The following is a 12352-nucleotide window of genomic DNA, read 5'->3' as shown; positions in this document are numbered from 1 at the left end:
ATGACGATGGGAACGGTGCGATTTGGCTGAGTGGATCGACAGGCTCGTGGCCGCGAGGAACGCCGACCACCGGTCGGATCCCGAATCCGACCTCTCGGCGCCTCCGGGGCTTCGGCCACCAGCGGACGCGGCTCAGATCGTGGAGCTTGAAAGGTGGTTGCGGCAGCCGATCGAGCCGGGCTACCGCGAGTTCCTTGAGTTCTCCGACGGGATGGGCAACTTCCGTTCGGGGATGCCCCTCCTGGGGTGGCGCGACTGGCCGTCCGGGGACACGCTCTCGCGGGCGCTCCGTTTTCGTGACCTCGTCACCAGCATCGACGTCCACATCGACGAGGGGCTCACGGAGGACGCCGTACTGGCCCCGCTGTCAGTGAACGCGGACGGTACCGTGGGGATCTTCATGGTGTGGGACGAGGAGTCGCCGGAGAAGCGGTACTTCTGGGTCGGGAATGGCGATGCTGCCTTCTTCTCGACGCTGTCCGAGGTCTTCGACGTCGCGTCGGGTGCTCGGTCGTGGAGCGACTTCTCGACCGAATGAGTCGGTGCGGCACCGGGGACGGCCGAGAGACCCGTTCCTGCCCGTCGCGATCGCTGATGCTGTTGGCGAATCCGCCTCGCCGCGTGGAGCGGCGAGGCGGAGTCACATCAGAGGAGGGCGGCGGGTGTCGGCGAGGGGAGAGAGCCGGCTGTCCGGATTCCGCCCCCTCAGGATCGGCATGTACGTCGCCCCTACTGATGCGTGACTGATTCGCCTCAGTACCGCCGCGGCCTACCGTCGGAGACGTCAGAACGACGAAGCCCCTCCGATGCCAACGGGAGCAGCACATGACCGCCTACGCGATCGCCCAGGTCCACTCCGCCGAGATGTGCCCCGACATCGTGGAGTACCTGGAGCGGATCGACGCCACCCTCGACCCCTTCGGCGGCCGCTTCGTCGTCCACGGCGGTGCGTACGAGACGGTGGAGGGCCGCTGGGTCACGGGCGGCACGATCGTCATCGAGTTCCCCGACCTCGCCACGGCCCGCGCCTGGTGGGACTCGCCCGCCTACCGGGAGATCCTGCCGCTGCGCACCCGGCACATGAAGGCCGACATCATCCTGGTCGAGGGTGTGCCGGCCGGGTACCGGGGGGCGGACAGCCTCAAGGGGCACTGACCCCCCGGCCCCTACGATCGCTCGCGCCACCAGGCGACGGTTGCCGCGAGTTGCTCCTCGAGCGGGGTCGCGCGGACGGTGAAGGCGCTCTCGTAGGCGGTGGAGTCGACGACGAAGGGCCGGTCGAACTGGTAGCGGACCTCGCGCAGTTCGCGCAGCAGCGGGGAGAACAGGCCGGCCGCGCCGAGCAGGACGGGGGAGAGGCGGCGCACCGGGACGGGGTCGGTGCCGGCTTCGGCGGTGAGGCGCTCGACCATGGTGCGCACGGGCAGGGCGGGGGCGGTGGGGACGTGCCAGGGGCGGCCCCAGGCGGCTTCGTCGGTGGCGAGTTCGGCCATGGCGCGGGCGACGTCCGGCAGGTAGGTCCAGCTGTGCGGGGCGTCCGGGTCGCCGAGGACGGAGACCGGGCGGCCCTGGAGCAGGGCGGGCAGCACGCGGGCGGCGAGGTGGCCGCCGTCGGTGACGCCGGGGCCGAAGAAGTCGGAGGCGCGCACCTCGACCGCGCGGATCCGCCCGGCCTCGTGCAGGGCCCGGGCCTGTTCCCAGGCCGCCGCGCGGACCCGGCCCTTGGGGCCGGTGGCGGCGAGCGGCAGATCTTCGGTCATCGGGCCCTCGACCGGGCCGTAGCCGTACAGGTTGCCGAGCATCACCAGCACCGCCCCGCTGTCCTCGGCCGCCGCGCACAGCGCGGAGGCGAGCGCGGGCCAGCGGGCGGACCACTGCGGCAGCGGGGGCGCGGCGCAGCCGTGGATCGCGACGGCGCCGCGGGCGGCCTCGGCCAGCCGTACGGGGTCGCTCGCGTCCAGGGCGAGGTGCTCGACGCCGTCGACGGGGGCGGCGGGGTGCTCGGTGCGGGTGACGACCCGGACCTCGTGGCCCTGTTCGGCCAGCAGGCGGGTGGTGGCGGCCCCGGCGGGCCCGTGTCCGACGACGAGATGGAAGCTCACGCGCCCACCCTAGAGCGTCCCCCTGACAGGTCGTGACGCGGCTGCGGAAGGGGGTCGGCCGGCGCCGGGGAGGCTGGCAAATACCTGGTATGGCGATAGCAAAAAAGGATCTATGCTGTCGGGCGTTCATGATCCCTTCACAGGAAAACGAAGGTTCCGCTGCATGAAGCTGCCCCGGGTCTCCACCGTCGTCGCCGCCGCCGTCCTGACCCCCGCCGTCCTGTTCCCCTCCTCGGCCATGGCGGCCGACGCCCCGCAGCCCGCCGGGCTCTCCGGTCCTGACACCGCCTCCGGCTCCGCGCCGGACGTCACCCCCGGCGACGACGGCGTCAACGGCGGCCCGGGCAACAGCAGCGGCCCCAAGGCTCCCGAGGGGCAGGAGCAGCGCGACCGCGCCGAGATCCAGAAGATCCTGGACGACAAGAACACCGGCCCCGGTGTGCGCGCGGCGGCCGAGAAGGCGCTCAAGGGCGACGCCGCCGAGCTGCGGCACTTCCTGGAGATCGACCTGGCCAAGAACCGCGGCGACGACCTGCGGGTGAAGGTCTCCCAGCTGATGGCCGCCGGTGGCCCGGCCGTGCGCGCGGCGGGCGGCAAGGCGCTGGACGGCGGCGAGGCCGCCCTCGTGAAGTTCCTCGAGGAGGGCCTGCCGGCCGCTCAGGCCGAGGACGCGGACCGCGCCGAGGTCCAGAAGATCCTGGCCGACCCGGAGACCGGTCCCGGTGTGCGCGCGGCCGGTGAGAAGGCGCTCAAGGGCGGCGCGGCCGAGCTGCGGCACTTCCTCACGGTCGAGCTGGCCAAGAACCGCGGCGACGACAACCGGGTCAAGGTCTCCCAGCAGCTGGCGACCGGCGGCCGCGAGGTGCGCGAGGGCGCCCAGAAGGCGCTGGACGGCGGCGACGCGGAGGTCGCGAAGTGGCTGGCGGAGGGCTACCCCGCGGCCAAGGCCTCGGACGACCGGGTCGCCGTGTTCGTCGCGCTGTCCGACAAGAACACCGGCCCGCACACCGTCGAGGCCGCCAAGAAGGCGCTCAGCGGCACCCCGGCCGACGTCGCCCAGTTCCTGAGCGACCTGCCCAAGCTGCGCGCCTCCGACAACCGCATCAAGGTCTCCCAGCTGATGGAGACCGGCGGCCCGGCGGTGCGCGCGGCGGCCGGCAAGGCGATGGAGGGCAGCGACGCCGACATCGCCACCTTCCTCGCCGAGGGCTGGGCCACGGCCCGCGCCGCGGACGAGGCCGCCGGGAACAAGCCGGCGGACAAGCCCGCCGACAAGCCGGCCGACCAGTCCGCCGGGCAGCAGGGCCAGGGCGCCCAGCAGCCGGCGGCCGTCCAGCCGGCCGCCCTGACCACGTCCGAGGACACCACGGCCGCCACCGCTGCCACCACGGGCACCACCGGCTCCGGCACCGGCTCGCTCGCCGCCACCGGCACCGACGGGCTCGGCTGGGAGGCCGGCGGCGCCGCCGCGGCCGTCGCCGCGGGCGCGGCGCTGGTCGCGCTCTCCCGCCGCCGCTCCACCCAGAGCTGACACCCGGTCGCGTCCCCGGCCGCCGTGCCCACCACGGCGACCGGGGACGCGCCGCGCCCAGCGCCTGCGCTCAGCCCCCGCGCTCGGCGAGCCTCTCCGCGAACTTCCGCGCGAGCAGCTCGCGCCAGCGCGCCGCGTTGCCGCCGTCCAACTGCCCCTCGAAGGCCCGGCGGGCGGCCGCCACCAGCTCCTCGACCGTCCCCGGGCCGGTCCGGTACCCGGTCGCGGCGTCGTACACCGCCCACAGCGCCTCCTCGGTCGGGTCGTCCAGGCCCAGGCAGGTCGCCACCCCGTGCCCGGCCAGGGCCTCGGCCAGCACCGCCTCGAAGACGCGCCGCAACCGCCGACCCTCCGTCACGCCCGGCACATCCGTCGCGTCCGGCACGCCTCAGCCCCCGTCCCCGCCGCCCTCGCCGCTGCCGCTGTTCCCGCCCAGGAGCCGCCGCTCGCGCCGCCGACGGCGGCGCGCCTGGCCGCGCAGCAGCTCGCCCGCGCCGAGCGTCACCGCCGCCACCGCGCGCGCCCAGCGCGGCCCGCCGCGTGCGGCCCACACCACGCACCCGCACCCGGCGAGCACCAGCACCAGCACCCCGACCAACACCGCTCCGACCACCACGGACACCTCTTCTCCCTCACCGGTTCGGCCACGAATCCTGCCATGTGCCAGGATGCCCATCCGAGTACCGACCAGGACGAACGACAAGAGGAGTCACCCGTGGCCAACGCCCGGTTCGCCACCCTGCACACCACGGCGGGCCCGATCCGGCTGGAACTGTTCCCGTTCCACGCGCCGAAGACGGTCCGCAACTTCGTCGAACTCGCCGAGGGCGCCCGGGAGTACACCGACCCGCGCACCGGGGAGCCGGGCAGCGGCCCGTACTACGACGGCACGACGTTCCACCGGGTGATCAAGGGCTTCATGATCCAGGGCGGCGACCCGACCGGTACCGGCACCGGCGGGCCGGGCTACGCCTTCGCCGACGAGTTCCACCCGGAGCTGTTCTTCACCAAGCCCTACCTGCTGGCGATGGCCAACTCCGGCCCGGGCACCAACGGTTCGCAGTTCTTCATCACGGTGGGCACCCCCACCCACCTCAACCGCCGCCACACCATCTTCGGCCAGGTCGCCGACGCCGCCTCCAAGGCCGTGGTGGACGCGATCGCCGCCGCCCCGACCGAGGACGAGCGCCCGGTGGAGGACGTGGTGGTCACCAAGGTCGAGATCACCCACGCGTGACCCCCGGGCCGGCGGCCTTCCCGCCCCGCCCGGTGCGCGGGGTGCGGGCCCGCTACGTCTTCCAGGGCGGCTGCCCGAGCGCCGTCGCGGACGCGACGGTCGACTTCGAGCCGTGGGAGGAGGGCGTGCACCTGGAGGTCGCCGCCGGCGCCACCGTGCGCGGTGACCCGGAGCCGGGGGAGCTCGCCCGCTACCACGCCGCCCTGGCCGAGGGCGTGCGCGCCGAGCTGGCCGAGCAACTGCCCGGTACGGAACCGGCGTTGGCACTGGTCGTGCACCACACCGTGGTGCACGACGTGGACACCAGCGAGTACGCCTACCGCCGGGCCGGGCAGGCAGCGGTGCACGAGGTCCTCGCCCTCCTGAAGGGGGACAGCCGCCGCCCGGCCGAGCGCGGGCGGCGGCAGCGGAGTTGACGGAAGGCCGTGCTCAGCAGCCGCCCGCCGGGCGCTCACGGGTCACCAGGTCCGCCCGCCCCGCCGTGGCGTCCAGCCACACCACCCGGGTGCCCCGGTCGGCGGCCACCGCGTACTGGCCGCCGCGGTCGCAGGAGACCCGCCGCGGCTCACCGCCCGCCAGCGGCACCTGCCACAGCTTGGGCATGGCCGCGTTGGTCCAGCCGCCGGCCGGCTTCGCCGACGTCAGCTGGTAGCTGACGGCCTGGTCGGAGGCGGTCAGCGCGGTGAACCGCGGGGCCAGCGGGGAGCTCGCGGGCACCACGTCCACGACGCCCGAGCCGTCCAGGGCCCCCGAGCGGATGGAGCTGCGAGCGGCCGGGTCGGCGGGGGTGTCCAGCCACACCAGGCGCCCGCCCGCCAGCAGGGTGGAGGAGGTGCGGCTGGGCCCGGAGCCCGCCGGGGCGTGCGCGGTGTACTGGGCGGTGACCTTCCCGGCCGCGAGGGAGTAGACGGTCGGCGCGTACACCTGCTGCCCGCCGTCCTGCCAGGTCTCCGTCCAGCCGAGCAGACCGTCGCGCAGGGTCAGGCCGGACACGCCGTGCCCCTCGGGCAGCGGCAGTTCGACCGCCGGGGCGCCGTCGTGGACCAGGTAGGCCCGGGAGCGGTGGGCGGCGGAGTCGGTGCGCACGTAGGCGATGTCCGGGCCGGAGACCTGGAGGCCGTCGATGCCGTCGGTGGTGCGCAGCAGGCTGCGCACCGGGCCGGCGCCGCTGAGCGGGGCGGTGAGGAGCTCCTTGCCCGGTCCGCCGGAGCCGCCCTGGGCCTCCCACACGGCGGTGGTGCCGTCGGTGGCGGCCCAGCTGTGGAAGCGCCCGTCCTGGGGGCTGAGCCGTACGGGCTCGCCGCGGCCGTCGACGGTGCCGGTGTACAGGCCGTTGCCGTCGGGGCCGTTGGCCAGGACCACCCAGTGCCCGTCGGCGACGACGGGGCTGGACATGCCGTTGGGGATGTCCGTCAGCAGGGTGCGGGCGTCGGTGCCGAGCCGTCGCTGCCAGCCGGCGTGGATCCCGTGGGCGTCGAACGCGGCGGCGACGGCGCGCAGTTGGCGCCGGTCCAGGCCCTGGTCGCGGCCGGCGGCGAGGACCGCGTCGCGGCCGGCGAGGAAGTCGTCGGTGGGGGTGAGGTAGTCGGCGAGCGCGTGGTAGACGAGCCGGTCGGCGGCGAGCGGGTCGATGCTGCGCCGGATGTCCCACAGGGCGCCGCCGAAGATGGTGGAGTTCAGGTGCACCCCGCCGGCGTCGACGTCGAGGGTGCCCAGGTAGTCGTCCACGGTGGTGCGGTGGTCGTCCAGGCGGCGGCTCGCGCACTCCTGCGGGGTGCCGGTGCGGCACAGCGACTCGCCCAGCAGTGGGGCGGTGGGGTCGTCCATGGCCAGGCCGCGGGCGGTGACCTCGATGGCGTTGCCGAAGTAGTCGGCGAGCGCCTCGTTCATGGCGCCGGACTGGCCGAAGTAGGTCAGGTTGGCGGTGTGGTCGATGACGGCGTGGGTCATCTCGTGGCCGGAGACGTCCAGGGCGGCGGAGAAGGGGTAGTGGCCCGGGAGGGCGCCGTAGACCATCTTCTGTCCGTCCCAGAAGGCGTTCGGGAACGGGTTGCCGTGGTCGCTGACGTTGACGACGGAGACGATCGGGCCGCCCTTGCCGTCCAGGCCGTCGCGGCCGAGGCGGTCGCGGTAGAAGTCGTACACGATCCCGGCGTTGACGTGGGCGTCGGTGGCGCCGTCGTCCCCGGTGGCGGCGGGAAAGTCGGGGGTGGGGGAGGAGGCGGGGACGGCGTCGGCGGGCATGGTGTGGTCGAAGTCGCCCTCGTCGCGGCCGGCGGCGTCGTAGGTGGTGATGGCGGCGGGGCGGGTGAGGTCGCTGAGCTGGTAGGTGCCGTCGGGGCGCTGGGCGATGTGGACGGCGGTGGGGCGTCCGTGGGCGTCGGGGGCGGTGCCGGCGGCGGGCCGGAGGCCGTCGGCGGGGGCGGGGCCGGGGTCGGTCGCGGGGCGGGGCGCGCGGGCGTCGTGGGCGAGGGCGACGGTGCCGGCGGTGGCGTCGACGTACACCTCGCGGGCGGTGCCGCCGGCCCCGGGGCGCACGGTGTAGTGCTCGGTCAGACGGCCCGGGCCGCCGGGCAGGACGACGGCGCCGTGGTCCTCGGCGGTGGCGCCGGTGCGCTGCTGCGGGTCGGTCAGCGCGTCGACGGCGGTGCGGCGCAGGGCCTCGGCGGGGACGGCGGGGGTGGTGGGGGCGGTCAGGCCGGTGAAGTAGCGCCCGCCCGCGGACTCGACCTTCTGGGCGGCGCCCTGCCCGGTGAGGTGCACCAGGTACTGGCCGCCGAGGACGGGGATCCCGCCGTGGCGCTGCTCGAACCTGACGGTGCGCCGGCCGTCCGGGCCCGCGGTGGTGGCGAGTTCGGCGAGCTCGCCGGTGTCGATGCGGTAGCGCTCGGGGTGGGCCGCCAGGTGGGCCCGGGCGGCCTGGGCCGGGTCGCCGGGGGCGGGCTCGGCCAGGCCGGTCACCAGCTGCGGGGCGGCGGTGTCCCGGCCCTCGACCAGGGCGGGCACCGGGTCGGCGCCCGCGGCGGGGGCCGGTGTCGGTGGGGGCGCGGCCAGGGCGGGCGGTGCGGTCAGGGCCAGCGCCACGGTGGTGGCGGCGACGGCCAAGGTGCGGGCGGTGCGCGGGTGTCGGGGCACGGCGGTCCTCTCACGGGCGGGTGCGGGGGTGCGACGGCACGGCGGTGCAGTCGCGCCCGTCCACCATAGGCAGTCTGGCGACATATGTCGATTGACTGCTCATCAAGTCCGGTCCCGCGCGGCCCCCTTCCGGTCCACGGCCGTCCGTGGGCGACCCGTTCAGCCCCGTTCAGCCCCGTGCTGCCCGGTACCGCTCCCGCAGGTCCGCGGCCGTCCAGCGGCCCAGGAACACCGCGCCGTACGCGGTGAACGGGACGGGCAGGGCGAACAGCGGCACCGACAGCCAGCTCGGCCGGCCGGTGCTCATCCGCCCCCGGTCGTCCAGCCACACCGTGACCTCATGGCCCTCCGGGTACGGCCCCTCCGGCCGCTCCGCGCTGAACTCCCGCCCGTCCACGCTCCAGCGGAAGGTGCAGGCGTACGTCTTCGCGCCCAGGCCGCCGCCCTCCCCGCCCGGCTCCTGGCCGCTCACCCGGCAGCCCGTCACCCGGGCCGTGGCGGCGCGCGGGTGGCCCAGCCGCTCCCGTACGGTGCCGGCGACCTGCGCCGCCAGGAACACCGAGAGCAGCGTCAGCAGCAGGAACCCCGCCGCCCGGGTGCCCGTCCCGCGCAGCCGGTCCGGGCCGCTCCGGCGCACCGGGAGCCAGGCCGCCGGGCCCGCCACCGCAGCCCCGGAGCACAGCCACCACAGCCAGCCGGGCACCGCGTCGTCCTGCGACCACAGCCACACCGCCGCCGCACCCGCGAGCGCCAGCGTCACCACCGCCGCCGCGGCCACCGCCAGGCACCACCGCACCCGTCCGTCCAACGCCCCGCCCCCCGATGCCACGGCCCGTCACCGTCCTCCTGCCCGATCCTGGGGCCGCCCGGCCCCCGTGACCAGGATTTCCCCCGAGCGGTGACAAGGCCGCGACATCCTCGCGGGCGGACCGCGCCCGCCCCCGTCAGGAGCCGGACAGGGTGATCCCGAGGATCCGCGCCCCGGTCTCGGTGCGCGGCCGGTGCCGGCTGCCCGGCGCGAACACCACGTAACTGCCCGCCGGGTGGCGCTCCGCGCCCTCGATCACCTCGCCGCTGAGCACGTAGTACCGCTCCTCGGTGTGGTGCACGTCGACCTCCGGCCACCGGCTGCCCGGCGCGAAGTCGATCAGCCAGGCCCGGGCGTGGTCGGTGGCGGTCAGCCGCCGCCGCACGATCCCCGGCCCGACCTCGACCGGGTCCACCTCCTGCGCGAGCAGGGCCGTCTTCAGCCCGTCGTCGTCCAGTACGTCCGCGTCGTCGTTCAGTGCGTCGTTGTCGTCCATGCCCCCACTGTGGCCGCCCGCGCCCCCACCGCCCCAGTGTCCGGAAAGACATCCTCGGGTACATTCCTGCCATGGAAGCCCCCGCCGCGACACCGCCCCGCCACCGGGTGGTGGCCCTGCTCGGCGCACCCCAGTCGCCGTTCGAACTCGCCTGCGCCGCCGAGGCCTTCGGCACCGAACGGGCCGGGCTGCCCTCGTACTACGACCTCACGCTGTGCACCGAGCACCCCGGCCCGCTGCCCACCACCCTCGGCGTCCCGCTGCTGGTCGAGGAAGGGCTGACCGCCCTGGAACGGGCCGACACCGTGGTCGTCCCCGGCTGGCAGCCGCCCGGCACACCCGCCCCACCCGCCGTCCTGGACGCGCTGCGCGCCGCCCACGCCCGCGGCGCCCGGATCGTCTCCATCTGCACCGGCGCCTTCGTGCTGGCCCAGGCCGGACTGCTGGACGGGCGCCGCGCCACCACCCACTGGGGCCGCACCGCCCAACTCGCCGCCCAGCACCCGGCCCTGGAGGTCGACCGGGACGTGCTGTACGTCGACCACGGCGACGTCGCCACCAGCGCCGGCTCCGGCGCCGGCATCGACCTGTGCCTGCACCTGCTGCGCCGCGACCACGGCGCCGCCTACGCCGCCCAGGTCGCCCGGCACATGGTGCTGCCCCCGCACCGCGAGGGCAGCCAGCTGCAGTACGCCGCCGCCCCCGCGCCCGCCCGGGCGGACGAGTCGCTGGCCCCGCTGCTGGAATGGGCCGAGCAGCGGCTCGGGGAGCGGCTGACCCTGGACGGCCTCGCCGCCCGCGCCGGGCTCTCCGCCCGCACCCTGGCCCGGCGCTTCGCCGAACAGCTCGGCACCAGCCCCGGCCAGTGGCTGCTGGCCCGGCGCATCGACGCCGCCCGCGCCCTGCTGGAACGCACCGACCTGCCGGTGGAGGCCGTCGCCGCTCGGGTCGGCCTGGCCTCCGCCGTCAACCTGCGCCGCCGCTTCCACACCGCGCTCGGCACCACCCCCGGCGCCTACCGCCGCACCTTCGGCACCGCCCCCCGGCCCTGAGGACCCGCCGCCCGGGCACCCGGCCGGCCCCGCCGCGTCCGCCAGCCCAGCCGCTAGCCCGCCGCGTCCGGCAGCTGCGCCGGGCACGTTCCACCCTGGCGGTAGCGCCACCCCGCGGCCGGCCCGGGGCTCAGCCCGGGCGGCGTACGGGGGCTGGTCCTCGGTCCTGGCCGCCTTCGCCGAAGCGTTCCTGCGCGGGCGCGGGCGCACCGCCCAGGCGGACCCCGTGCGCCGGGGCCACAGCCTGGGCCTGGCCATCATCGAAGCCCGTCACGAAGGCCTCGACCTCACCCTCGAGCCCTTCGGCGGCCTGCGCGCCACCCTCACCCCGCCAGCCCTGCCCCGGCAGTAGCGGGCTCCCCGGGCAGCCGCCCGAGACTCGGCCCGCGCGGCGTACGGGGGTCTCGCCCTCGGCCTCGGCCACCTTCACCGAAGCGTTCCCGCCCGGCCGCGCGTGCCCCGCCCCGGCAGTAGCGGCCGCCCAAGGCTCAGCCCGCGCGGCGTACCGGGGTCTCGTCCTCGGCGCCGGCGACCCACTCCGGCAGGGGTTCGCGCCTGGCGAGCCAGTGGGCGGCCCGCCCGCCCAGGCCGGTGCGGGCGGCGACGACGCCGCCGGTGATGGCGCAGGTGGTGTCCACGTCGCCCAGGCCCTCGGCGGTGGTCCACAGCGCGTCGGCGAGGCTGTCGAGGTGGTGGGCGGCCGACCACAGGGCGAAGGGGACGGTGTCGCCGGCCCGGACCCGCTGCCCGCTGCCGAGCAGGTCCGCCGCCCGCCAGGGCTCGGTCTCCGGGGCGAGTGAGGCGGCCCGCTCCAGGCCGTCGCGCACCGGACCGGCCGGGGTGCGCCGGGCCACCTCGGCGAGGAACCCCGCCCCGGCCACCGCCTCCGTCCCGCCGTCCGCGCGCCCGCGGGCGGCGAGCGCGGCCGCCAGCGCCACGGCCACCGCGCCAGCGATCCCCTCGGGGTGGGCGTGCGTCACCTCCGCCGACAGCGCGGCCTGCTCCGCGGCCTCGTCCAGGTCCGCGTGGAACCAGGCCCCCAGCGGCGCGACCCGCATCGCCGCGCCGTTGCCCAGGCTGCCCTGCCCGTCGAACAGCTTCCGCGACTCGGCCCGCCACTGCGACGGCCGGTCGGCCAGCCGGGGCAGCAGCAGGCTCATCCCGTTGCCGTAGCCGCGGTACGCGTCGGCCAGGTACGTCGCCCCGAAGGCCTGCGCCAGCCGCTCCTGGTGCACCGCCTCGTACGCGGTGAGGATCCCGTACACCGACAGCGCCATCGCCGTGTCGTCGGTCCAGTGCCACGGGGTCTCCGCCGGCACCTGCCGGGCCCGGATCTGACGGAATGCCACCGCGGGCCCGCGGAAGAGCGGGAACCACCGCTCCCCGAAGCCGTCCCCGAGCGCCAGGCCCTCCAACGCGTCACGTGCTGCCGAATAGGTCATGGCCGGCATCCTCGCACCGCCCGGGCCCCGGCGGGAGGCGGGTCGGCGGGAGGCGGGGCGTCAGTTCGCCGTGACCGGGAGCAGTCCGCGCTCGCCGAAGACCTTCTTGGCAACGAAGGTCGCGTTCAGCGCCTTGGGGAAGCCGCAGTACACGGCCGAGTGCAGCAGGGCCTCGGTGATCTCGACGGGGGAGAGGCCGACGTTGAGGGAGGCGTTGATGTGGACCTCCAGCTGCGGCTCGCAGCCGCCGAGCGCGGTGAGCATCCCCAGGGTCACCAACTGCCGGTCGCGCGGGGCGAGTTCGGGGCGGCTGTAGACGTCGCCGAAGCCCCAGGCGACGACCTGGTGGGCCAGCTCGGGGCTGATGTCGGCCAGCGCGTCCACCACCCGCTGCCCGCCCTCGCCGTCGACCCGGGTGAGCACCTCCATGCCCCGGTCGAACCGCTCCTGCCGCTGCCCGGCCTGCTGCTCCGAAACACCCATGGCGCCTGTCCTCTCCTCGTACTGTTCTCCGTGCCGTGCTCCCGGCCGACCGGCCGTGACCACGGA

General features: G+C 75.8%; 15 protein-coding genes. 7 read left to right on the top strand and 8 right to left on the bottom strand.

Features of this window, described 5'->3' with window-relative positions; genetic code table 11:
- The first annotated feature begins 22 nt into the window (after window positions 1–22).
- Window positions 23–538: a hypothetical protein gene (locus tag ACFVXG_RS24640; RefSeq protein WP_387930563.1), complete on the top strand. Its 516-nt coding sequence runs from the start codon at window positions 23–25 to the stop codon at window positions 536–538.
- A gap of 287 nt (window positions 539–825) precedes the next feature.
- The gene (locus ACFVXG_RS24635) at window positions 826–1155 is read left to right on the top strand and encodes a DUF1330 domain-containing protein (protein WP_387930562.1); all 330 of its coding nucleotides are present in this window, start codon (window positions 826–828) and stop codon (window positions 1153–1155) included.
- A gap of 11 nt (window positions 1156–1166) precedes the next feature.
- Here the strand turns inward: ACFVXG_RS24635 and ACFVXG_RS24630 are convergent, their stop codons facing one another.
- Window positions 1167–2102 carry an NAD-dependent epimerase/dehydratase family protein gene (locus tag ACFVXG_RS24630; protein ID WP_387930561.1) on the bottom strand — a complete coding sequence of 312 codons (936 nt, stop codon included), beginning with the start codon at window positions 2100–2102 and terminating at the stop codon, window positions 1167–1169.
- A gap of 163 nt (window positions 2103–2265) precedes the next feature.
- Here ACFVXG_RS24630 and ACFVXG_RS24625 point away from each other — a divergent pair, with 163 nt between their 5' ends.
- Window positions 2266–3633, top strand: a complete 1368-nt coding sequence (locus ACFVXG_RS24625) for an ALF repeat-containing protein (protein WP_387930560.1) — start codon at window positions 2266–2268, stop codon at window positions 3631–3633.
- Between the two features lie 70 nt (window positions 3634–3703).
- On the opposite strand, the gene ACFVXG_RS24620 is transcribed toward ACFVXG_RS24625, so the two are convergent.
- Both ACFVXG_RS24620 and ACFVXG_RS24615 read right to left on the bottom strand, forming a co-directional pair.
- The gene (locus ACFVXG_RS24620) at window positions 3704–3991 is read right to left on the bottom strand and encodes a hypothetical protein (RefSeq protein ID WP_387930559.1); all 288 of its coding nucleotides are present in this window, start codon (window positions 3989–3991) and stop codon (window positions 3704–3706) included.
- A gap of 30 nt (window positions 3992–4021) precedes the next feature.
- A complete protein-coding gene (locus tag ACFVXG_RS24615) occupies window positions 4022–4246 on the bottom strand; it encodes a hypothetical protein (RefSeq protein ID WP_387930684.1) in 225 nt (74 codons plus the stop codon).
- Window positions 4247–4348: 102 nt separating this feature from the next.
- Between ACFVXG_RS24615 and ACFVXG_RS24610 the strand changes: the two genes are divergently transcribed.
- Window positions 4349–4870: a peptidylprolyl isomerase gene (locus ACFVXG_RS24610; RefSeq protein ID WP_387930558.1), complete on the top strand. Its 522-nt coding sequence runs from the start codon at window positions 4349–4351 to the stop codon at window positions 4868–4870.
- Complete coding sequence (locus tag ACFVXG_RS24605; RefSeq protein ID WP_387930557.1) at window positions 4867–5286, top strand: hypothetical protein; 420 nt, start codon at window positions 4867–4869, stop codon at window positions 5284–5286. The genes ACFVXG_RS24610 and ACFVXG_RS24605 overlap by 4 nt, the downstream gene beginning before the upstream one ends.
- A 13-nt stretch (window positions 5287–5299) precedes the next feature.
- Here ACFVXG_RS24605 and ACFVXG_RS24600 read toward each other — a convergent pair whose 3' ends face one another.
- The 3 genes from ACFVXG_RS24600 to ACFVXG_RS24590 form a co-directional block, all read right to left on the bottom strand.
- A complete protein-coding gene (locus tag ACFVXG_RS24600; protein WP_387930556.1) occupies window positions 5300–8005 on the bottom strand; it encodes a M4 family metallopeptidase in 2706 nt (901 codons plus the stop codon).
- Between the two features lie 169 nt (window positions 8006–8174).
- Window positions 8175–8834, bottom strand: a complete 660-nt coding sequence (locus ACFVXG_RS24595) for a hypothetical protein (protein ID WP_387930555.1) — start codon at window positions 8832–8834, stop codon at window positions 8175–8177.
- A 115-nt stretch (window positions 8835–8949) separates the two neighbouring features.
- Complete coding sequence (locus ACFVXG_RS24590; protein ID WP_387930554.1) at window positions 8950–9309, bottom strand: cupin domain-containing protein; 360 nt, start codon at window positions 9307–9309, stop codon at window positions 8950–8952.
- Between the two features lie 71 nt (window positions 9310–9380).
- On the opposite strand from ACFVXG_RS24590, the gene ACFVXG_RS24585 reads away from it, so the two are divergent.
- Both ACFVXG_RS24585 and ACFVXG_RS24580 read left to right on the top strand, forming a co-directional pair.
- Window positions 9381–10361 (top strand): GlxA family transcriptional regulator, encoded by a 981-nt coding sequence (locus tag ACFVXG_RS24585; protein ID WP_387930553.1) that lies wholly within the window; start codon window positions 9381–9383, stop codon window positions 10359–10361.
- 226 nt (window positions 10362–10587) lie between these two features.
- A complete protein-coding gene (locus tag ACFVXG_RS24580; RefSeq protein WP_387930552.1) occupies window positions 10588–10713 on the top strand; it encodes a hypothetical protein in 126 nt (41 codons plus the stop codon).
- A gap of 136 nt (window positions 10714–10849) precedes the next feature.
- Here the strand turns inward: ACFVXG_RS24580 and ACFVXG_RS24575 are convergent, their stop codons facing one another.
- Window positions 10850–11803: an ADP-ribosylglycohydrolase family protein gene (locus ACFVXG_RS24575; protein WP_387930551.1), complete on the bottom strand. Its 954-nt coding sequence runs from the start codon at window positions 11801–11803 to the stop codon at window positions 10850–10852.
- A gap of 60 nt (window positions 11804–11863) precedes the next feature.
- Window positions 11864–12286 carry a carboxymuconolactone decarboxylase family protein gene (locus ACFVXG_RS24570; RefSeq protein ID WP_387930550.1) on the bottom strand — a complete coding sequence of 141 codons (423 nt, stop codon included), beginning with the start codon at window positions 12284–12286 and terminating at the stop codon, window positions 11864–11866.
- Window positions 12287–12352: the final 66 nt, after the last annotated feature.

The sequence above is a fragment of the Kitasatospora sp. NPDC058162 genome (genome assembly GCF_042884005.1).
Lineage (GTDB): Bacteria > Actinomycetota > Actinomycetes > Streptomycetales > Streptomycetaceae > Kitasatospora.
Note: the sequence above shows the minus strand (reverse complement) of the source record. Positions and strands in the feature narration are given on the sequence as shown.